General features: G+C 54.3%; 18 protein-coding genes and 1 pseudogene. 9 read left to right on the top strand and 10 right to left on the bottom strand.

Annotated features, from left to right (window positions below; translation table 11 throughout):
* Positions 1 to 56: 56 nt before the first annotated feature.
* The 9 genes from thiC (at position 57) to ACSIPU_RS28730 (ending at position 8,073) form a co-directional block, all read left to right on the top strand.
* Positions 57 to 1,952 (top strand): phosphomethylpyrimidine synthase ThiC, encoded by a 1,896-nt coding sequence (gene thiC, locus ACSIPU_RS28770; RefSeq protein WP_049591396.1) that lies wholly within the window; start codon positions 57 to 59, stop codon positions 1,950 to 1,952.
* Positions 1,952 to 2,587, top strand: coding sequence for a thiamine phosphate synthase (thiE, locus tag ACSIPU_RS28765; protein WP_049593754.1), 636 nt, complete (start codon positions 1,952 to 1,954; stop codon positions 2,585 to 2,587). The genes thiC and thiE overlap by 1 nt, the downstream gene beginning before the upstream one ends.
* Positions 2,580 to 3,335, top strand: a complete 756-nt coding sequence (locus tag ACSIPU_RS28760) for a HesA/MoeB/ThiF family protein (RefSeq protein ID WP_004117105.1) — start codon at positions 2,580 to 2,582, stop codon at positions 3,333 to 3,335. The genes thiE and ACSIPU_RS28760 overlap by 8 nt, the downstream gene beginning before the upstream one ends.
* The gene (gene thiS, locus ACSIPU_RS28755) at positions 3,319 to 3,519 is read left to right on the top strand and encodes a sulfur carrier protein ThiS (RefSeq protein WP_004109709.1); all 201 of its coding nucleotides are present in this window, start codon (positions 3,319 to 3,321) and stop codon (positions 3,517 to 3,519) included. Before ACSIPU_RS28760 ends, thiS begins: the two co-directional genes overlap by 17 nt.
* Before the next feature lies 1 nt (position 3,520).
* The gene (thiG, locus tag ACSIPU_RS28750; RefSeq protein WP_004109711.1) at positions 3,521 to 4,291 is read left to right on the top strand and encodes a thiazole synthase; all 771 of its coding nucleotides are present in this window, start codon (positions 3,521 to 3,523) and stop codon (positions 4,289 to 4,291) included.
* Positions 4,288 to 5,421, top strand: coding sequence for a 2-iminoacetate synthase ThiH (gene thiH, locus ACSIPU_RS28745; protein WP_049593753.1), 1,134 nt, complete (start codon positions 4,288 to 4,290; stop codon positions 5,419 to 5,421). The genes thiG and thiH overlap by 4 nt, the downstream gene beginning before the upstream one ends.
* Before the next feature lie 320 nt (positions 5,422 to 5,741).
* Positions 5,742 to 7,274, top strand: a complete 1,533-nt coding sequence (locus ACSIPU_RS28740; protein ID WP_004109715.1) for a sensor domain-containing diguanylate cyclase — start codon at positions 5,742 to 5,744, stop codon at positions 7,272 to 7,274.
* A 172-nt stretch (positions 7,275 to 7,446) separates the two neighbouring features.
* Positions 7,447 to 7,752, top strand: coding sequence for a PTS sugar transporter subunit IIB (locus ACSIPU_RS28735; protein WP_004109717.1), 306 nt, complete (start codon positions 7,447 to 7,449; stop codon positions 7,750 to 7,752).
* A gap of 3 nt (positions 7,753 to 7,755) precedes the next feature.
* Positions 7,756 to 8,073 carry a PTS lactose/cellobiose transporter subunit IIA gene (locus ACSIPU_RS28730; protein ID WP_004097651.1) on the top strand — a complete coding sequence of 106 codons (318 nt, stop codon included), beginning with the start codon at positions 7,756 to 7,758 and terminating at the stop codon, positions 8,071 to 8,073.
* 43 nt (positions 8,074 to 8,116) lie between these two features.
* On the opposite strand, the gene dcuB is transcribed toward ACSIPU_RS28730, so the two are convergent.
* The 10 genes and pseudogenes from dcuB to tuf form a co-directional block, all read right to left on the bottom strand.
* Positions 8,117 to 9,457 (bottom strand): anaerobic C4-dicarboxylate transporter DcuB, encoded by a 1,341-nt coding sequence (gene dcuB, locus ACSIPU_RS28725; RefSeq protein WP_004117097.1) that lies wholly within the window; start codon positions 9,455 to 9,457, stop codon positions 8,117 to 8,119.
* Between the two features lie 410 nt (positions 9,458 to 9,867).
* On the bottom strand, positions 9,868 to 14,091 hold the full coding sequence (gene rpoC / locus ACSIPU_RS28720; protein WP_004109722.1) for a DNA-directed RNA polymerase subunit beta': 4,224 nt from the start codon (positions 14,089 to 14,091) through the stop codon (positions 9,868 to 9,870).
* 76 nt (positions 14,092 to 14,167) lie between these two features.
* On the bottom strand, positions 14,168 to 18,196 hold the full coding sequence (gene rpoB, locus ACSIPU_RS28715; RefSeq protein WP_004109725.1) for a DNA-directed RNA polymerase subunit beta: 4,029 nt from the start codon (positions 18,194 to 18,196) through the stop codon (positions 14,168 to 14,170).
* Positions 18,197 to 18,521: 325 nt separating this feature from the next.
* Positions 18,522 to 18,890 (bottom strand): 50S ribosomal protein L7/L12, encoded by a 369-nt coding sequence (rplL, locus tag ACSIPU_RS28710; RefSeq protein WP_004109728.1) that lies wholly within the window; start codon positions 18,888 to 18,890, stop codon positions 18,522 to 18,524.
* Positions 18,891 to 18,956: 66 nt separating this feature from the next.
* The gene (gene rplJ / locus ACSIPU_RS28705; RefSeq protein ID WP_004109731.1) at positions 18,957 to 19,454 is read right to left on the bottom strand and encodes a 50S ribosomal protein L10; all 498 of its coding nucleotides are present in this window, start codon (positions 19,452 to 19,454) and stop codon (positions 18,957 to 18,959) included.
* Positions 19,455 to 19,811: 357 nt separating this feature from the next.
* Complete coding sequence (gene rplA, locus ACSIPU_RS28700; protein WP_004097642.1) at positions 19,812 to 20,516, bottom strand: 50S ribosomal protein L1; 705 nt, start codon at positions 20,514 to 20,516, stop codon at positions 19,812 to 19,814.
* A gap of 3 nt (positions 20,517 to 20,519) precedes the next feature.
* Entirely contained in the window at positions 20,520 to 20,948 is a 429-nt protein-coding gene (rplK, locus tag ACSIPU_RS28695) for a 50S ribosomal protein L11 (RefSeq protein WP_004097640.1), read from the bottom strand.
* Between the two features lie 155 nt (positions 20,949 to 21,103).
* A complete protein-coding gene (nusG, locus tag ACSIPU_RS28690) occupies positions 21,104 to 21,649 on the bottom strand; it encodes a transcription termination/antitermination protein NusG (RefSeq protein ID WP_002438628.1) in 546 nt (181 codons plus the stop codon).
* Between the two features lies 1 nt (position 21,650).
* Positions 21,651 to 22,034: a preprotein translocase subunit SecE gene (gene secE / locus ACSIPU_RS28685; protein WP_004097638.1), complete on the bottom strand. Its 384-nt coding sequence runs from the start codon at positions 22,032 to 22,034 to the stop codon at positions 21,651 to 21,653.
* A 232-nt stretch (positions 22,035 to 22,266) separates the two neighbouring features.
* Positions 22,267 to 22,419 (bottom strand): annotated as a pseudogene (gene tuf / locus ACSIPU_RS28680) (elongation factor Tu); the annotation flags it as partial.

Genomic DNA, 22,419 nt, shown 5'->3' with positions numbered 1-22,419 from the left:
ATCTGTTACTCCATCCGTCGTCTGGCAAGCCATATCCTGTTTAACTGGAATGAGCTATGTCTACAACATCACTTACGCGTCGAGAGCAACGCGAACACGCCCAGCGCTTTATCGACACCCTGGAAGGCACCGCATTTCCCAATTCGCAGCGCATCTATATCCGCGGTTCGCAGGAAGATATTCGCGTGCCGATGCGCGAAATTCAGCTGAGCCCGACGCTTATCGGCGGCAGCAAAGACCATCCTCAGTATGAAGCAAACGAAGCCATCCCGGTCTACGATACGTCCGGCGCCTATGGCGATCCGCACATCGCGATAAACGTTCAGCAGGGTCTGGCGAAACTGCGTCAGCCGTGGATTGATGCGCGTCGCGACTGCGAAACGCTTAGCGATCGCAGTTCAGCCTATACCAGAGAACGGCTGGCGGATGATGGTCTTAACGCGCTGCGCTTTTCCGGTCTGCTTACGCCCAGGCGCGCCATCGTCGGGAAATGCGTGACGCAGCTGCACTATGCCCGTCAGGGGATTGTCACTCCTGAGATGGAATTCATCGCCATTCGCGAAAATATGGGTCGCGAACGCATTCGTGGCGAAGTGCTGCGCCAGCAGCATCCGGGCGTCGGGTTTGGCGCGCGGCTGCCGGAGAATATCACCCCGGAATTTGTGCGCGCTGAAGTTGCCGCCGGGCGCGCGATTATCCCGGCCAATATAAATCATCCGGAATCCGAGCCGATGATCATCGGCCGCAACTTCCTCGTGAAGGTTAACGCCAATATTGGTAACTCCGCGGTCACCTCGTCGATAGAAGAAGAGGTCGAGAAGCTGGTGTGGGCGACGCGCTGGGGAGCGGATACGGTTATGGACCTTTCCACCGGCCGCTATATTCATGAGACCCGCGAGTGGATCCTGCGCAATAGTCCGGTACCGATCGGTACCGTGCCGATCTACCAGGCGTTAGAGAAGGTAAACGGGATCGCCGAAGATCTTACCTGGGAAGCCTTCCGCGACACGCTGCTCGAACAGGCGGAACAAGGGGTGGACTACTTCACTATCCATGCGGGCGTGCTGCTGCGCTACGTGCCGATGACCGCCAGGCGCCTGACCGGCATCGTCTCCCGCGGCGGCTCAATCATGGCGAAATGGTGCTTATCCCATCACCAGGAGAACTTCCTCTACCAACATTTCCGTGAAATCTGCGAAATCTGCGCCGCCTATGACGTCTCGCTGTCATTGGGCGATGGCCTGCGCCCCGGCTCGATTCAGGACGCCAACGACGAAGCGCAGTTTGCCGAGCTGCATACGCTGGGCGAACTGACCAAAATCGCCTGGGAGTATGACGTACAGGTGATGATCGAAGGCCCGGGCCATGTGCCGATGCAGATGATTCAGCGCAATATGACCGAAGAGCTGGAGCACTGCCACGAAGCGCCCTTCTACACCTTGGGGCCGCTAACTACCGATATTGCACCGGGCTACGATCATTTCACCTCCGGGATTGGCGCCGCCATGATCGGCTGGTTTGGCTGCGCGATGCTCTGCTACGTGACGCCGAAAGAGCATCTCGGTCTGCCGAATAAAGAAGACGTTAAACAGGGCCTGATTACCTACAAAATTGCCGCCCACGCCGCAGACCTCGCTAAAGGCCACCCCGGCGCGCAGATCCGCGATAACGCCATGTCGAAAGCGCGCTTTGAGTTCCGCTGGGAAGACCAGTTTAATCTGGCGCTCGACCCGTTCACCGCGCGCGCTTACCACGACGAAACCCTGCCGCAGGAGTCAGGCAAAGTGGCCCACTTCTGCTCCATGTGCGGCCCCAAATTTTGCTCAATGAAGATAAGCCAGGAAGTTCGCGACTACGCCGCCGCGCAGACCATCGAAGTGGGGATGGCCGATATGTCGGAAAACTTCCGCGCCCGCGGCAGTGAAATCTATCTACGTAAGGAGGAAGCCTGATGTATCAACCCGATTTTCCATCCGTCCCATTCCGTTTAGGCCTCTATCCGGTCGTCGATAGCGTCGCGTGGATCGAACGCTTACTGGCTGCGGGCGTTCGCACTCTCCAGCTGCGCATCAAGAATAAGCGCGATAGTGATGTCGAAGACGATGTCGTTGCCGCTATCGCGCTGGGACGCAAATACCATGCGCGGCTGTTTATTAACGATTACTGGCGCCTGGCCATTAAACATCAGGCTTATGGCGTGCATTTAGGCCAGGAGGATCTGGAAACCACCGACCTCAGCGCCATCCGCAACGCCGGACTGCGCCTTGGCGTTTCCACCCATGACGATATGGAAATGGATATCGCGCTGGCGGCGCGTCCCTCTTACATCGCGCTTGGTCACGTTTTTCCGACACAAACCAAGCAGATGCCTTCCTCCCCTCAGGGGCTGGATCAGCTGGCGCAGCATATTCAGCGACTGGAGGATTATCCAACCGTGGCGATTGGCGGCATCAGCCTTGAGCGCGCTCCGGCAGTACTGGCCACCGGCGTCGGCAGCATTGCGGTAGTCAGCGCCATCACCCAGGCGACCGACTGGCGGCAGGCAACGGCACGGTTGCTTGAGATAGCGGGAGCCGGTGATGAATGACAGCGATTTTATGCGCTATAGCCGCCAGCTGCTGCTGGAGGATATCGCCATTGAAGGCCAGCAAAAGCTGCTGGCCAGCCGGGTGTTGATCGTGGGTCTCGGCGGGCTGGGCTCTCCCGCCGCGCTCTATCTTGCCGGAGCCGGCGTCGGCACGCTGGCGCTGGCCGATGACGACGACGTTCACGTCAGCAACCTGCAGCGACAAATTTTGTTCACCAGCGATGATATCGCTCAGCCTAAAACCACGGCCGCCAGGGCCCGGCTGGCTCGGCTAAATCCGCAGATTGAACTGATTGCGCTGAAGCAGCGGTTAGGCGGAAAGACCCTGCAGGAGGAAGTGGCGAAGGCCGATGTGGTACTGGATTGCACCGATAACATGGCGACCCGACAGGCGATCAACGCCGCCTGCGTCGCGCTTAAAACGCCGTTGATTACCGCCAGCGCTGTCGGACTCGGAGGCCAGTTGATGGTACTGACGCCGCCGTGGGAGCAGGGCTGTTATCGCTGCCTGTGGCCGGACGCTAACGAACCCGAACGCAACTGCCGCACGGCGGGCATCATTGGCCCGGTCGTCGGCATGATGGGAACCCTACAGGCGCTGGAGGCCATCAAGCTGCTCAGCGGCATGGCGGCGCCGCGTAACGCGCTGCGCCTGTTTGATGCGCGCACCAGCAGCTGGCGTACGCTGACATTACAGCGATCTCTGGGCTGTCCGGTCTGTGGAGGGCAGCATGCAGGTGTGGTTTAACGATGAACCGTTGCAGTGTGCCGAAGCGACCTCCGTCGCCGCCCTGCTCGCTCAACTGGAACAGCAGTTGCCGGGCGTCGCGCTGGCGCTCAATCAACACATCCTGCCGCGCGAACGGTGGGAAGATCATCTTTTGCAGGAAGGCGACCAAATCCTGCTTTTTCAGGTTATCGCTGGAGGCTGACATGTTACGTATTGCAGATAAAACGTTTGAATCACATCTCTTCACCGGCACCGGTAAATTCGCCGCTCCCGAGGTCATGGTGGAGGCCATTCGCGCCTCCGGTAGCCAACTGGTGACGCTGGCGATGAAGCGCGTCGATCTTCGTCAGCATAATGACGCCATCCTCGCGCCGCTGCTGGCGGCCGGCGTTAGCCTGCTCCCCAACACCTCCGGGGCCAAAACGGCGGAAGAGGCGGTATTTGCCGCCCGCCTGGCGCGGGAAGCGCTGGGCACCCACTGGCTGAAACTGGAAATTCATCCGGACGCCCGCTGGCTGCTCCCCGATCCGATCGAAACGCTGAAAGCGGCGGAGATTCTGGTTCGGGAAGGCTTCGTCGTGCTGCCCTACTGCGGCGCCGACCCGGTGCTGTGTAAACGTCTGGAAGAAGCGGGCTGCGCGGCGGTGATGCCGCTCGGCGCGCCCATCGGCTCCAATCAGGGACTGGAAACCAAAGCAATGCTGGAGATTATTATCGAACAGGCCACGGTGCCGGTGGTCGTGGATGCGGGTATTGGCGTGCCGAGCCACGCAGCCCAGGCGCTGGAAATGGGTGCCGACGCGGTCCTGGTGAATACCGCCATCGCCGTTGCCGACGACCCGGTTACCATGGCCCGCGCTTTCCGGCTGGCGATTGATGCCGGATTACTGGCGCGGCAGGCCGGACCGGGCGCGCGCAGCGCGCAGGCGCAGGCCACCAGCCCGCTGACCGGCTTTCTGGAGGCGCAGGTATGAACACCTTCACTGACCGTTGGCGACAGCTGGACTGGGACGATATTCGCCTGCGAATAAACGCGAAAACCACCGCCGACGTTGAACGCGCCCTGGCGGCCAAACAGCTCAACCGCGACGATATGATGGCCCTGCTCTCCCCCGCCGCTGCTGGCTATCTGGAGCCTCTGGCCCAGCGTGCTCAGCGTCTGACGCGCCAGCGTTTCGGTAATACCGTCAGCTTTTATGTGCCGCTGTATCTCTCTAATCTGTGCGCCAACGACTGTACCTACTGCGGTTTCTCAATGAGTAACCGCATCAAGCGAAAAACTCTGGATGAGGCGGAAATTGCCCGTGAATGCGCGGCAATTCGCGAAATGGGTTTTGAGCATCTGCTGCTGGTGACCGGCGAGCATCAGGGCAAAGTCGGCATGGACTACTTTCGCCAGCATCTGCCCGCGATTCGCCGCCAGTTCGCCTCGCTGCATATGGAAGTCCAGCCGCTGGCGAGGGAGGAATACGCCGAGCTGAAAACCCTCGGGCTGGACGGCGTGATGGTCTATCAGGAGACCTATCATGAAAGCATGTATGCGAAACACCATCTGAAAGGGAAAAAGCAGGACTTTTTCTGGCGGCTGGATACGCCGGACAGGCTTGGCCAGGCGGGAATTGATAAGATTGGCCTTGGCGCATTAATTGGCCTCTCCGACAGCTGGCGCGTGGACTGCTTTATGGTGGCGGAACATCTGCTGTGGCTTCAGCAGCGCTACTGGCGCAGCCGCTACTCCATCTCCTTTCCGCGGCTGCGCCCGTGCGCCGGCGGTATCGAACCTGCCTCATTGATGGATGAACGACAGCTGGTGCAAACCATTTGCGCCTTCCGCCTGCTGGCCCCGGAAGTGGAACTTTCGTTATCCACCCGCGAATCCCCCTGGTTCCGCGATCGGGTCATCCCGCTGGCCATCAACAACGTCAGCGCGTTTTCAAAAACTCAGCCCGGTGGGTATGCCGATAACCATCCAGAGCTGGAGCAGTTCGCGCCTCACGATGACCGACGCCCGGAAGAGGTTGCCAGCGCGCTGGTGGCCAGCGGGCTGCAGCCGGTATGGAAAGACTGGGATAGCTGGTTGGGACGCGCTTCCCAGTCATCATGATAAGAAATGTAACGACTTAAAAGTTCCTGGTGCACGCTCGTAATCAGAGAAACGGAAGATGGTGACCGTGTTTCCGTTTCTCTATCCTGCCCTTGTCAGCAGTGGATGCTGTCCAGGGCGAAAGCTAACTCTTCCTCATTTTCGCCCTGCTCCATCCTCTTCGCTGCAAAGGCAATTCCATCAACATGGAATATTAATCAGTCCATCTCACAACGTCAGCGTTATAATTACCGGAGATTTATCTGATTCAATCGGCAGGCATGCTGGCTAAACCTGCATCTTTCTCCACGGTTTAACGCTTCTGGAACGATTTACGACTCATGGCTCGCCATAATAGAAAGCTCTCTTTCACCTCGCCGATTGTGATCGGGTTCGCGGGTATTTTATTCAGCTTCTTGCTGATAGCGGTGTTCGCCACGACGACGCAGCGAAATGATTTTCTTGAAGATTATCATCATATTAACCGCAATTTCACCCACAATATGGCGACCAACTACACGGAGACGCTGCTGCAGGGCAATGACTTTATCCTCACCCGTGCCGCCACTTTCTTTGCCCGCAATGATGCGCTCAATGAGGCGGTTAACGTCAATCCTGAAAAAGGTTTGATGCAGCTTATGCAGCTGCAAAATATGATGCAAACCGTTTCGTCCATCTCGCTGGCGGATACCAATGGGCACTACCTGCGCGCGCCCGAAGTTCTGGAGACGGAAGACAGTCAGTCTTTTGATGCCAAATCGAGACCATGGTTTATTAAACAAGCGGAAGCCAGTACCTTCAGCCGGTATACCAGCCCGTACAACGACTACTTCACGCATCATCCGACGATTACCGTCTACAAACCCATAATTTCTCCAGAAGGACGGCTAAAGGGCAGTCTCGCATTTCATCTCGATCTCACCTCAATGGGCTACGCGTTACGGCAGATGGTTGCTCCGGTCCAGGGGGAATTTTTTGTGGTGCAACGCGATGGTAAAGTCGTTCTCCATCCGGATCCTGGCGCCTTATTTAAACCCTACGTCAGTGAAGCGTTGATGGACAGAATGACCAGCGGCGAAGGCCAGCTCTACGATACCGATACGAACGCCTGGTACTACTACTACTCGTTTACCAACCCCGACTGGTTTGTCATTTATCGGGTCGATAACTCGACGCTGGTCAACTTGACTCGCCATGAAACGGATATCGTCGCCTGGAGCTTTGCCCTGGCCGCGATCGTTATCGTGCTGTTTGGCCTGTATCTGCGCCATGCTTCACGTACGGTGTTGATGAACATCATCAATGCCATTAAAACCGGGGATGTTCAGCGCGCCCCGCGGCTGGAAGCGATGCTCAGCAAAGCCATCGAGAGCAATAAGCAGCGCGAGTTAACCTACGTTCGCCAGGCGACCATCGATGCGCTAACCGGCTGCAAGAACCGACGCGCCTTCGACAATGATATCGCCGCGCTGATGAACGATCATCAACCTTTCTCTCTCGCGCTGGTGGATATTGATAACTTTAAAACGATAAATGACACCTGGGGTCATCTCAATGGCGATATCGTTCTGCGCAATGTCGCACGGGAAGGACTGCAGATCCTCCAACCTCTGCAAATTTCACTTTACCGCTACGGCGGGGAGGAGTTTGCGGTGATCTTTACCACCGGACATAGCGATGACGCTCTGAAGCTGCTGGAGAGCTGGCGGGCCCGCGTTGCGCAGCGCTCCTGGCGTGAAGAAGGGCTAACGGTCACCTTTAGCGCAGGTCTCGGCGAATGGAATATGGAACCCCTGGAGCAGCTTGTCGTGCGCGTTGATGAAGCGCTGTATAAAGCCAAGCAGCAGGGCAAGAATCGCATCGTCCGCGCGTAACAGAGCCTACCGTTTCCGGCCCGTCGGACGCGACTTTTAGCGTTTTCTCCTCCATAACCGAAACCGGTTTCATTATTTTGTGATGACTTACACACAATCACCGTAAAGCGGTTGTCCCGCCCGCCTGCCCGCGATAAAGATGGTACATCAAGGAACATAAGGGCCAACAATTATGAAGAATATCGTTTTATGCTGCGCCGCAGGTATGTCTACCAGCATGCTGGTTCAACGTATGCAGGCTGCTGCGCAACAAAAAGGTGTGGAAGTCTCCATCAAAGCCGTACCGGTTGCCGAGTTTAAAGATAACCTTGCCGCTGCCGATATTATCCTGCTCGGCCCCCAGGTGAAGTATGAGCAGGCCAAGCTACAGGCTATGGCCGACCCGTTTGGTAAAAAAGTTGCCGTCATCGATATGATGGATTACGGCATGATGAAAGGCGAAGCCGTGCTTGATAAAGCCCTGAAGCTGATGGAGTAAGAAATGGAAGATTTAGAAACGATCATCATGGAGCTACTGGTTAACGCCGGTTCAGCGCGTAGCTCTGCCTTAACCGCTCTGCAGCTGGCGCGTAAAGGCGATTTTGCTGCGGCCGAACAGGCGATGGCGGAATCTCACGAATTTGTCAAACATGCGCATAAAATCCAGACCCAGCTGATCGGCATGGATGAAGGCAGCGGCAAGCTTCCGGTTAACCTGATTACCGTTCATTCCCAGGACCACCTGATGAACGCGATGGTCATTCAGGATCTGGCAACCGATATGATTGAGCTCTATCGCCGAATTCCGCTCGCGCAATAACCCCAACTATTTAACAGGCGCCGCTAACGGCGCCTGTCCTCTCTTACAGAAATCCATACATCGCCGCAAATACCCAACCAAAGACGCAAGAGACGCTAACGCCAATGAGCCCTGGCAGAATAAAGCTATGGTTAATCACAAAGCGGCCGATATGCGTTGTACCAGAGCGGTCGAATTGAATCGCCGCCAGATCGCTTGGGTAGGTCGGCAGAATGTAATACCCGTAACAGGCAGGTGCGGAAGCAACGATGTAAGCCGGATCGACGCCAATCGCCAGCGCCACCGGAACAATCGCCGCCAGCGCAGCCGCCTGTGAGTTAACAAACTTCGACACCAGCAGCAGTACGATAGCGTAAGCCCACGGATACTCCTTCACCATCTCCCCGAGCACGCCTTTAATCTCGGTCATATGCGCGCCAAACATCGTCTCCGCCATCCACGCGATACCGTACACCGCGACAATGGCGATCATCCCGGAACGGAACACCTCATTTTTGGAAATCGAAGCGGGATTGGTTTTGGTAATGATGATGATGAGCGCCCCGGAAAGCAGCATAAACATTTGGATCACCAGCACCATCGACAGCGGCTTGTCATCAAAGGCCGGACGCAGCTCGGAGAAGGCGCCGAGCAGGGCGACAACGGCTATTGAGGCCAGAAAAATCCACATCGCAATCCAGTTACTGGTCGGCAGCTTCTTATCGAGCAGCGTGGCCGTATCACCATAAACGTAATGGCGGTTTTCCGGCACCGCAATAAAAGCCTGAAAGGCTTCGTCTTTATCGAGGTCTTTACCGCGAAACCAGCTGAAGATACCAATGGCCAGAATCCCCAGCAGCGTTGACGGAATAGTGATCGCCAGCAGATCGAGAAACTCAAGGTGCTTACCGTTAAAGGTGAAATTGCCGAGCATCGCCACCAGCGAGACGACTGCCACCGAAACCGGGCTGGCGATAATCCCCATCTGCGCGCCGATCGAACTCGCGGCCATCGGTCGTTCCGGGCGAATATTATTTTTGATCGCAACATCATAAATAATTGGCAGAATGGTATACACCACGTGCCCGGTGCCGCAAAGAATGGTCAACGTGCAGGTGACGAATGGCGCCACGATTGAAACGTATTTCGGGTTGCGCCGCAGCAGTTTCTCCGCAATCTGCAGCATAACGTCTAAACCGCCGGAAGCCTGCAGCGTCGCTGAGGCGGCCACCACCGCAATGATCACCAGCATGACGTCTACAGGGGGTTTTCCCGGCTTAAGATGAAAGACAAACACTAAAATAACCAGACCAATGCCGCCTAAAAGGCCGAGCGCAATACCGCCCTTTCTCGCGCCATAGAACAAACAAATTAAGATAATGATAAGTTGAATAGCAAATTCCATGCTTCCCCCAGACGCTATCTTTTAAATAGCGACAATACTTTTCCGCTTTGTTTTTTATTTACTCATCTTCCCCGCCCCCTTTCGCCAGATACAGCGATCCCCTCAGTTGCGAAGAACCGAAAAGATGAGGGAAAAGTAATCACATGATTATTTGAGCTTTTTGACTATATAGGGTTTGCGGCGCGTATTTTTTGATACGTGTAGGATTTTTACCCATTGATTGATGATGAAAATCTGAAACAGAAATAAATAATCTTGAAGGGGGAGTTTATTTGCTAATTAATTGCAGCGATTACATTAATTAAATGTAATTAAAAAGTATAACGAATAAATAATAGCAGCAACGGACAGGCAATAAAAAAGCCAGTCAGATGATCTGACTGGCTTTTAAGCGCTTAGCGAATCAACGATTAATCGTTGTCGGAACCGCCCAGACCCGCGTTCAGCAGCTCTGCCAGGTTAGCAGAAGCTTCTTCCACGCTGACCTGCGGCGCTGCTGGCAGCTCGCCGGCTGCGCGGCGGCGCATACGATCCTGGTGGTAGGCATAACCGGTACCGGCCGGGATCAGACGACCCACGATAACGTTCTCTTTCAGGCCACGCAGTTCGTCGCGTTTACCCGCAACGGCTGCTTCGGTCAGGACACGCGTGGTCTCCTGGAACGATGCGGCAGAGATGAACGATTCGGTTGCCAGGGACGCTTTAGTGATACCCAGCAGATCGCGGGAGAATGTTGCACCCACTTTGCCGTTCGCTTCCAGCTCGCGGTTAGCGATCTTGACGCGAGAGTATTCAACCTGTTCGCCTTCCAGGAAGTCGGAGCTACCGGCGCTTTCGATGGTCGCTTTACGCAGCATCTGACGAACGATAACTTCAATGTGCTTATCGTTAATCTTAACGCCCTGCAGACGGTATACGTCCTGGACTTCGTTAACAATATAACGAGTCACAGCATGTACGCCACGCAGACGCAGAATGTCGTGCGGTGCTTCCGGACCGTCGGAAACTACATCACCACGTTCTACGCGTTCACCTTCGAACACGTTGAGCTGACGCCATTTAGGAATCATCTCTTCGTACGGATCGCTACCGTCTACCGGGGTGATAACCAGACGACGTTTCCCTTTGGTTTCTTTACCGAAGGAAATGATGCCGCTGATTTCAGCCAGGATTGCCGGCTCTTTCGGACGACGCGCTTCGAACAGGTCGGCAACGCGCGGCAGACCACCGGTGATGTCCTTGGTACCGCCGGATTCCTGCGGTACACGCGCCAGGGTGTCACCAGAACTGATCTGTACGCCATCTTCCAGCTGAACAATCGCTTTACCCGGCAGGAAGTACTGCGCAGGCATATCGGTGCCAGGGATCAGAACATCATTACCCTGAGCATCAACGATTTTCAGCGCCGGACGCAGGTCTTTACCGCCAGTGGTACGCTCTGCAGAATCCAGAACCACCAGAGAAGACAGGCCGGTCAGCTCGTCGGTCTGACGAGTAATGGTCTGGCCGTCAATCATGTCAGTGAAGCGGACGAAACCGCTCACTTCGGTGATAACCGGCATGGTGTGCGGATCCCAGTTTGCTACGGTTTCACCGCCGGCAACCTGCTCACCATCACCTTTCGCCATAACGGAGCCGTAAGGCACTTTATAGCTCTCTTTGGTACGACCAAATTCGTCGATCAGTTTCAGCTCGGTATTACGGGACGTAATAACCAGCTTACCGCTGGAGTTCACAACCGACTTCGCATTGCTCAGACGGATGCTACCTTTGTTTTTCACCTGGATGCTGGACTCAGCAGCCGCACGAGATGCCGCACCACCGATGTGGAACGTACGCATCGTCAGCTGTGTACCCGGCTCACCGATGGACTGTGCCGCGATAACGCCGATAGCCTCACCTTTGTTGATGATGTGGCCACGCGCCAGGTCACGACCGTAGCAGTGCGCACATACACCAAAGTCGGTGTCACAGGATACAACGGAACGCACTTTGACGGAGTCAACGGAGTTCTCTTCCAGCAGATCGCACCAGTGTTCATGAAGCAGCGTGTTGCGTGGAACCAGAATGTCCGCCGTACCCGGCTTCAGAACGTCTTCAGCGGTCACACGACCCAGTACGCGATCGCGCAGCGGCTCTTTAACATCGCCACCCTCGATAACCGGGGTCATGGTGATGCCTTCCAGGGTGCCACAGTCGTCTTCAGTAACGACCAGGTCCTGTGCAACGTCAACCAGACGACGGGTCAGGTAACCGGAGTTCGCTGTTTTCAGTGCGGTATCCGCCAGACCTTTACGCGCACCGTGCGTGGAGATGAAGTACTGGAGTACGTTCAGACCTTCACGGAAGTTCGCGGTGATTGGCGTTTCGATGATCGAGCCATCCGGCTTCGCCATCAGACCACGCATACCGGCAAGCTGACGAATCTGTGCAGCAGAACCACGCGCACCGGAGTCGGCCATCATGTAGATGCTGTTGAAGGAAACCTGCTGCTCTTCTTCGCCGTTACGGTTAATAACGGTTTCGGTTTGCAGGTTGTCCATCATCGCTTTGGATACACGATCGTTGGCCGCAGCCCAGATATCGATAACTTTGTTATAGCGTTCGCCAGCGGTCACCAGACCCGACTGGAACTGCTCCTGAATCTCAGCAACTTCCGCTTCCGCTTCGCTGATGATTTCGTATTTTTTCTCCGGGATGACCATGTCATCGATACCAACGGATGCACCTGAACGCGCTGCATAAGCAAAGCCGGTGTACATCGTCTGGTCCGCAAAAATAACGGTCGGTTTCAGGCCCAGAATACGGTAGCAGGTGTTCAGCATCTTAGAGATAGCCTTCTTACCCAGCGCCTGGTTGACGATGGAGAAAGGCAGACCTTTCGGTACGATCATCCACAGAATGGCGCGACCAACGGTCGTATCTTTCAGGCTGGTTTTCGCAACGAATTCGCCGTTTTCATCTTTTTCGTATTCGGTGATACGCACTTTAACGCGCGCATGCAGAGAGGCCAGGCCAGCGCGATAAATACGCTCAGCTTCTTTCGGGCCAGTCAGCACCATGCCTTCGCCTTTGGCGTTAACACAGTCACGGGTCATGTAGTACAGACCCAGTACAACGTCCTGAGACGGAACGATGATAGGCTCACCGTTCGCTGGAGACAGGATGTTGTTAGTAGACATCATCAGCGCACGCGCTTCGAGCTGGGCTTCCAGCGTCAGCGGTACGTGAACAGCCATCTGGTCACCATCGAAGTCGGCGTTGTATGCCGCACAAACCAGCGGGTGCAGCTGGATAGCTTTACCTTCGATCAGCACTGGTTCAAATGCCTGGATACCCAGACGGTGCAAGGTTGGTGCACGGTTCAGCAGTACCGGGTGTTCGCGGATGACTTCGTCCAGGATATCCCAAACGACAGCTTCTTCGCGCTCAACCATTTTCTTAGCGGCTTTGATGGTGGTGGCCAGGCCACGCAGCTCCAGCTTGCCGTAAATAAACGGTTTGAACAGCTCCAGCGCCATTTTCTTCGGCAGACCGCACTGATGCAGACGCAGGTATGGACCTACGGTGATTACAGAACGACCGGAGTAGTCAACACGCTTACCGAGCAGGTTCTGACGGAAACGACCCTGCTTACCTTTGATCATATCGGCCAAAGATTTCAGAGGACGTTTGTTCGAACCGGTGATCGCACGACCGCGACGACCGTTATCCAGCAGGGCGTCAACCGCTTCCTGCAGCATACGTTTTTCGTTGCGTACGATGATGTCCGGCGCAGCCAGATCCAGCAGACGTTTCAGACGGTTGTTACGGTTAATGACGCGACGATACAGATCGTTCAGGTCAGAAGTCGCAAAACGACCACCATCCAGCGGAACCAGCGGACGCAGATCTGGCGGCAGTACCGGCAGAACGGTCAGGATCATCCACTCCGGCTTGTTGCCAGACTGTACGAACGCTTCCAGCAGTTTGATACGCTTGGTCAGCTTCTTACGCTTGGTTTCGGAGTTGGTTTCGTTCAGCTCTTCGCGCAGAGTTTCACACTCTTGCTCCAGATCCATGCTCTTCAGCAGGGCCTGGATAGCTTCCGCACCCATCTTCGCGTCAAATTCGTCACCGAACTCTTCCAGCGCGTCCAGATACTGTTCTTCAGTCAGGATCTGCTGGCGTTCCAGGTTGGTCATACCGCCTTCGATAACCACATAGGATTCGAAGTACAGCACGCGTTCGATATCGCGCAGCGGCATATCGAGAAGCAGGCCGATACGGGACGGCAGAGACTTCAGGAACCAGATATGAGCGGTCGGAGACGCCAGCTCGATGTGGCCCATACGCTCACGGCGCACTTTAGTCTGGGTCACTTCAACGCCGCACTTCTCACAGATCACACCGCGGTGTTTCAGGCGCTTGTACTTACCGCACAGGCACTCGTAGTCTTTTACTGGCCCGAAAATACGCGCGCAGAAAAGGCCGTCACGCTCAGGTTTGAACGTACGGTAGTTAATGGTTTCCGGCTTTTTAACTTCACCAAAAGACCATGAACGGATCATGTCTGGCGATGCCAGAGCAATTTTGATCGCATCAAACTCTTCGGTTTTAGTTTGCGCTTTCAGAAACTTTAATAAGTCTTTCACGGATTTGCTCCCGTCGGAGTTAGCACAATCTGGCGCCGGGTCTTACCCCGGCACCAGTGACCTGTTTGAGCGAGAGTTACTCGTCTTCCAGTTCGATGTTGATGCCCAGCGAGCGAATCTCTTTCAACAGTACGTTGAAGGATTCCGGCATGCCCGGTTCCATCTGATGGTTGCCATCCACGATGTTCTTATACATCTTAGTACGGCCGTTCACGTCATCAGACTTAACGGTGAGCATTTCCTGCAGGGTGTATGCTGCGCCATATGCTTCCAGCGCCCACACTTCCATCTCCCCGAAGCGCTGACCACCGAACTGTGCCTTACCACCCAGCGGCTGCTGAGTAACCAGGCTGTAAGAACCGGTAGAACGCGCATGCATCTTGTCATCAACCAGGTGGTTCAGTTTCAGCATGTACATGTAGCCAACGGTAACCTGGCGCTCGAATTGCTCACCGGTACGACCGTCGAACAGGGTGATCTGGCCGGAAGTCGGCAGGCCACCAAGCTGTAACAGCTCCTTGATTTCAGACTCTTTCGCACCGTCGAAGACCGGCGTTGCGATCGGCATACCTTTTTTCAGGTTTTCAGCGAGACGCATAACTTCTTCGTCAGTGAAGGTATTCAGATCAACCTTCTGACGAACGTCGGTACCCAGATCGTAGGCACGCTGGATGAACTCGCGCAGTTTGGCGACTTCCTGCTGCTGTTTCAGCATGGCGTTGATTTTCTCGCCAATACCTTTCGCAGCCATACCCAGGTGAGTTTCCAGGATCTGACCGATGTTCATACGAGACGGTACGCCCAGCGGGTTCAGTACGATGTCGACCGGCGTGCCGTTTTCATCGTAAGGCATATCTTCGATCGGGTTGATCTTAGAGATAACACCCTTGTTACCGTGACGACCTGCCATTTTATCACCAGGCTGAATCTGACGTTTAACGGCCAGATACACTTTAACGATCTTCAGCACGCCCGGTGCCAGATCGTCGCCCTGAGTGATTTTACGGCGTTTCGCTTCGAGTTTTTTCTCGAACTCGTGTTTCAGTTCGTCGTACTGCTCAGCCAGCTGCTCCAGCTGGTTTTGTTTCTCTTCGTCGGTCAGGCCGAGTTCCAGCCAGCGATCGCGCGGCAGCTTGTCGAGCTTCTCAGCTTCGATACCGCCGGAGACCAGCACCGCATAGATACGACCAAACAGGCCAGCTTCGAGGATCTGCAGTTCTTCAGACAGGTCTTTCTTCGCCTGCTTGAGCTGCATCTCTTCGATTTCCAGCGCGCGTTTGTCTTTTTCTACGCCGTCGCGGGTAAAGACCTGAACGTCGATAATGGTACCGGAGACACCGTTTGGCACGCGCAGAGAAGAGTCTTTAACGTCAGACGCTTTCTCACCGAAGATCGCACGCAGCAGCTTCTCTTCTGGCGTCAGCTGGGTTTCACCTTTCGGCGTTACTTTACCAACCAGAATATCGCCACCGGTCACTTCCGCACCGATATAAACGATACCGGACTCATCCAGTTTAGAGAGTGCAGCTTCACCCACGTTCGGGATATCAGCGGTGATCTCTTCCGGCCCCAGCTTGGTGTCGCGGGACACGCACGCCAGTTCCTGAATGTGGATGGTGGTAAAACGGTCTTCCTGAACAACACGCTCGGATACGAGGATGGAGTCTTCGAAGTTGTAACCGTTCCACGGCATGAACGCGACGCGCATGTTCTGACCGAGCGCCAGTTCACCGAGGTCGGTGGACGGACCGTCAGCCAGCACGTCACCGCGCTCAATCGGCTCGCCCAGAGAGACACACGGCATCTGGTTGATGCAGGTGTTCTGGTTAGAGCGGGTGTACTTGGTCAGGTTATAGATGTCGATACCTGCTTCGCCCGGGTACATCTCGTCTTCGTTAACTTTGATAACGATACGGGACGCATCCACGTACTGAACCAGGCCGCCACGTTTAGCCACCGCAGTTACACCGGAGTCAACGGCAACAGCACGTTCCATACCGGTACCAACCAGCGGCTTATCAGCGCGCAGGGTCGGAACGGCCTGACGTTGCATGTTCGCACCCATCAATGCACGGTTGGCGTCATCGTGTTCCAGGAACGGGATCAGGGACGCACCGACGGAAACCACCTGCTGGGTGGATACGTCCATGTAGTCAACCTGGTCGCGGCTGAACAAGCTGGATTCGCCTTTACTACGGCAGGTAACCAGATCTTCTACAAAGTGGCCTTCGTCATCCAGGTTGGAGTTCGCCTGAGCAATAACGTAGTTACCTTCTTCGATAGCAGACAGGTAATGAATTTCGTCGGTCACAACGCCGTCGGTGACTTTACGATACGGAGTCTCAAGGAAGCCGTATTCGTTCGTCTGTGCGTACACGGACAGGGAGTTGATCAGACCGATGTTCGGACCTTCAGGCGTTTCGATTGGACATACGCGACCGTAGTGAGTCGGGTGTACGTCTCGAACTTCAAAGCCTGCGCGTTCGCGAGTCAGGCCGCCCGGGCCGAGTGCAGAGATACGACGTTTGTGCGTAATCTCAGACAGCGGGTTGTTCTGGTCCATAAACTGAGACAGCTGGCTGGAGCCAAAGAACTCTTTCACCGCTGCAGAAATCGGCTTGGCGTTGATCATATCCTGAGGCATCAGGGTATCCAGATCGCCCAGAGACAGACGCTCTTTCACCGCACGCTCTACGCGAACCAGGCCAACGCGGAACTGGTTTTCCGCCATTTCGCCAACGGAACGGATACGACGGTTGCCAAGGTGGTCGATATCATCGACTTCGCCTTTACCGTTACGGATATCGATGAGCTTCTTCATCACTTCAATGATGTCTTCTTTGCTCAGGATACCGGAACCTTCGATTTCGTCGCGCAGCAGAGAACGGTTGAACTTCATACGACCAACCGCGGACAGATCGTAGCGGTCTTCGGAGAAGAACAGGTTCTCGAACAGGCTTTCAGCAGCTTCACGAGTCGGCGGCTCACCAGGGCGCATCATGCGGTAAATTTCTACCAGTGCGCTCAGACGATCGTTGGTCGGGTCAACGCGTACAGTCTCAGAGATGTACGGACCGTGATCCAGATCGTTGGTGAACAGCGTTTCGATACGCTTATGGCCAGACTGGCTCAGCTTGGCCAGCAGATCCAGGCTCAGCTCCATGTTCGCCGGGCAGATCAGCTCGCCAGTAGATTCGTCAACATAGTCTTTAGAGGCAACTTTGCCAGCGATGTACTCAACCGGAACTTCGATATGTTTGATATCGTCTTTTTCCAGCTGGCGAATGTGACGCGCAGTGATGCGGCGTCCTTTCTCAACGTACACTTTACCGTTCGCTTCGATATCGAAGGAGGCGGTTTCGCCGCGCAGACGCTCCGGTACCAGTTCCATCTGCAGCTTGTTGTCGCGAATTTCAAAGACCACTTTTTCGAAGAACAGGTCAAGGATCTGCTCTGTGGTGTAATTCAGCGCGCGCAGAATGATGGTAGCCGGCAGCTTACGACGACGGTCGATACGGACAAACAGGTTGTCTTTCGGGTCGAATTCGAAGTCCAGCCAGGAGCCACGGTAAGGGATGATACGTGCGTTATACAGAACCTTACCGGAAGAGTGAGTCTTACCTTTGTCACTGTCAAAGAAGACGCCCGGGCTACGGTGCAGCTGAGAAACGATAACGCGCTCGGTACCGTTGATAACAAAGGTACCGTTGTCGGTCATGAGCGGAATTTCGCCCATGTAGACTTCTTGTTCTTTAATGTCTTTAACGGTGCCTTCCGGCGCTTCGCGCTCGTAGATCACCAGACGCAGTTTAACGCGCAGCGGTGCCGAGTAGGTCACGCCACGGATCTGACACTCTTTAACGTCAAAAACCGGTTCGCCCAGACGGTAGCTGACATACTGCAGCTCAGAATTACCGCTGTAGCTCTTAATCGGGAATACGGAACGGAAAGCTGCTTCCAGACCATACTGCCCTTCAGGATCTTGCTCGATGAACTTCTGAAACGAGTCAAGCTGGATAGAAAGGAGATAAGGTATGTCCAGAACCTGCGGACGTTTACCAAAATCCTTACGAATACGTTTTTTCTCGGTATAGGAGTAAACCATAGGGTTCCTCAGCTCGCTGACAAGTCGACCCATCTGCCCACATAAGGCAGTTTTTTATGCAACACTATTTTGTTGACCGGAAAATGGAACACTTTCCGCAATACCTGTTTCTATCACGCTTAAACCATTTCATTGCGATTTACACAGCTCAGGGACCCTAACCTGTCGCAGTATATTAAGTCGTCTATAGAAACAAGCATTGTCAGGACAACCAGTAGTCAAACAGTGTGAAATGCTACTGGCGCCTTACAGCGCAAAAAGGCTGGTGACCAAAAAGTCACCAGCCATCAGCCTGATTTCTCAGGCTGCAACCGGAAAGGTTGGCTTATTTAACTTCAACTTCAGCGCCAGCTTCTTCCAGAGATTTTTTCAGTGCTTCAGCGTCATCTTTGCTCACGCCTTCTTTCAGAGCAGCCGGAGCAGATTCTACCAGGTCTTTAGCTTCTTTCAGACCCAGGCCAGTTGCGCCACGTACTGCTTTGATAACGGCAACTTTGTTCGCGCCGATACCTTTCAGAATTACGTCGAATTCAGTTTTTTCTTCAGCAGCGTCAGCAGCCGGGCCAGCAGCAACAGCTACAGCAGCAGCAGCGGAAACACCGAATTTTTCTTCCATTGCAGAGATCAGCTCAACAACGTCCATTACGGACATAGCGGATACTGCTTCAATGATTTGATCTTTAGTGATAGACATTTAAATTGTTCCTGAATATCAGAATAAGTTTATACGTAAGCAGATGCTTTATGAAGATAACTGCGATTAAGCAGCTTCTTTCGCATCGCGTACAGCAGCCAGAGTGCGAACCAGTTTGCCAGCCGAAGCTTCTTTCATGGTTGCCATCAGGCGTGCAATTGCTTCTTCGTAGGTCGGCAGAGTTGCCAGGCGGTCGATTTGCGACGCCGGGATCAGCTCACCTTCAAAGGCTGCGGCTTTGACCTCAAATTTTGCATTCGCTTTCGCGAAATCTTTGAACAGACGAGCAGCTGCGCCCGGGTGTTCCATAGAGTATGCAATCAGGGTCGGACCAACAAACGTGTCTTTCAGGCACTCGAAAGGAGTACCTTCAACGACGCGGCGCAGCAGGGTGTTACGAACAACACGCATGTATACGCCAGCTTCACGACCTGCTTTACGCAGTTCAGTCATTTTGTCTACAGTAACGCCACGGGAATCCGCAACTACTGCAGACAGCGCGCCTTTGGCTACTTCGCTGACTTCAGCAACAATCGCTTGTTTGTCTTGAAGATTTAAAGCCATTAGCTTTGCTCCTGGATGTTTGCCAGAGCTCATGCTCCGGAACTCACTTCACTCAACTCAAAGAGAAGAGCGTCTTAATACGGTGAGCAGAAACAAGCCAGAGTATCCAAAAATAATCTTAGCGTTCTGTCACCGTCTACGCAGGGGATTAAGTTTCTTGCGAAACACCTGCGGTCTTCGACGGAGGCCTGGATAGGCCAGGCTCCAACGAACAAATCTTGTCTAGCCGTCGCTATTCACGCAGTGGCGGCGTTGACTGCCTTGCCACAGCCTGAATATCTCGGCTATACGTCTGCTATAAGCAGAATACGTGGGGGTAAGATTGTAGACAAATTCACCGCCCACGTAAAGCTAATCTTAGTTCGCAGAAGCGCTCAGACCAGCCTGATCAACGGCAACGCCAGCACCCATGGTGGTGGAGATGCTGATTTTCTTGATGTACACGCCTTTAGCCTGAGTCGGTTTCGCTTTTTTCAGCGCAACCAGCAGAGCTTCCAGGTTTTCTTTCAGTTTATCAGCGTCAAAATCCACTTTACCGATGGTGGTGTGGATGATGCCGTTTTTGTCGTTACGGTAACGAACCTGACCTGCTTTAGCGTTCTTAACCGCTTCAGCAACGTTCGGAGTTACAGTACCAACTTTCGGGTTTGGCATCAGGCCGCGCGGACCCAGAACCTGGCCCAGCTGGCCAACAACGCGCATTGCATCCGGAGAAGCAATAACCACGTCAAAGTTCATTTCGCCTTTTTTGATCTGGTCAGCCAGATCTTCCATACCTACCAGCTCTGCGCCAGCAGCTTTAGCTGCTTCAGCGTTCGGGCCCTGGGCAAATACGGCTACGCGAACTGAACGGCCAGTACCGTGCGGCAGTACGGTCGCGCCACGAACGTTCTGGTCAGATTTACGAGCGTCAATGCCGAGGTTAACGGCAACATCAACGCTTTCAACGAACTTAGCAGTCGCCAGTTCTTTCAGCAGAGAGATGGCTTCGTTGATGTCGTACTGTTTGGTCGCATCAACTTTGTCACGAATCACGGACATGCGCTTGGTCAGTTTAGCCATTTCTTAGTCCTCCACTACCAGGCCCATGGAACGTGCAGTACCTTCAATGGAGCGAGTCATCGCTTCAATGTCGGAACCAGTCATGTCGGCAGCTTTGGTCTGCGCGATTTCCTGCAGCTGAGCGCGGGAAATTTTACCTACTTTGTCTTTGTTCGGTTTACCGGAACCAGACTTGATACCAGCCGCTTTTTTCAGCAGAACTGCTGCCGGCGGAGTTTTGGTAACGAAGGTGAAAGAACGGTCAGCGTAAACGGTGATAACAACCGGGATTGGCAGACCTTTTTCCAGGGATTCAGTTTTTGCGTTGAACGCTTTGCAGAATTCCATGATGTTCACACCCTGCTGACCCAGTGCTGGACCAACCGGCGGACTCGGGTTTGCCATACCAGCTGCAACCTGCAGCTTGACGTAGGCTTGTACTTTCTTAGCCATTTAAATTTCCTCGTTTGGGTGTAGCGCCTTACAAAAGGCTCCCCGTGATAAATATCGCTTTACGGGCATCAGGCCCATAAAAACAAAAGGCGCGAAATTGTATGCCAATTTCGCGCCTCATGCAACGATTAAAGCGTTGCTTTTTTGATCGGCGGTTAAGCCTTTTCTACCTGGGCAAAGTCCAGCTCGACCGGCGTCGCACGACCGAAGATAGAAACGGACACTTTCAGACGAGACTTTTCGTAGTCCACTTCTTCAACCACGCCGTTAAAGTCGGCAAATGGGCCGTCGCTAACGCGTACCATTTCACCCGGCTCAAACAGCGTTTTCGGCCGCGGCTTATCGCCAACCTGCTGCAGACGGTTCATGATCGCATCGACTTCTTTGTCACTGATAGGCGCCGGACGGTCAGAAGTGCCGCCGATAAAGCCCATCACACGCGGTACGCTGCGCACCAGGTGCCAGCTCGCGTCGTTCATCACCATCTGGACCAGCACGTAGCCCGGGAAGAATTTACGTTCGCTTTTACGACGTTGGCCGCCGCGGATTTCGACCACTTCTTCGGTCGGCACCATGACTTCGCCAAACAGCTCTTCCATATTGTGTAATTTGATATGTTCACGCAACGAGGTAGCTACGCGACCTTCAAAACCAGAAAACGCCTGAACGACGTACCAGCGTTTTTTAGGAGCTTCAGACATCTCAGAACCTCAGGCCAGTGATAAAGGATACCAGGCGAACCAGAATACCATCCAGTCCCCACAGGATCAGTGACATTACGGCGGTCACCGCGGCAACAATCAACGTGGTATGCAGCGTTTCCTGGCGAGTCGGCCAGATCACCTTACGGACTTCGGTTCTCGCTTCACGAGCGAAAGCGACTGTCGCCTTACCTTTTGTCGTTAACAGCGCGACACCGCCTGCTGCAGCGATCAGAATCACTACGGCCAGCGCACGCACTGCCAGCATAATGTCACGATAAAGGAAGTTGCCGACGATGGCCACAACCAGCAGCACGACAACGATTGTCCACTTCATCGCTTCGAGGCCGCGCCCGCTCCCTTGAGCTTCGGTATTCGCACTCATAAACCAACCTGTCACAAGAATTCAGACAAATAACTTCACCCCGCATGAAATGCGAGGCGACCAAACCGAAATGCTCTGCTGCGTTTCGGACTTAACGCCCTCTTCAGAGCCTGTCTCAGCAATGATTATGACCCAAAAAATCACTGATGAGCCAGGTTCTGGTGTGAAAGCGTGCAAAAAGGGCATCAAATGATGCCCTTTTATTGCGCATTGCGTCAAATGTTATCAGCAATTAGCCGAGAACTTTAGCAACCACGCCTGCGCCAACGGTACGGCCGCCTTCACGGATTGCGAAACGCAGACCGTCGTCCATCGCGATCGGGTGGATCAGGGTAACAACCATTTTGATGTTGTCGCCCGGCATAACCATCTCTACGCCTTCCGG

It is taken from the genome of Klebsiella sp. HN106, assembly GCF_051209435.1.
GTDB lineage: Bacteria > Pseudomonadota > Gammaproteobacteria > Enterobacterales > Enterobacteriaceae > Klebsiella > Klebsiella oxytoca.
This window is presented reverse-complemented; position numbering and strand designations above follow the sequence as displayed.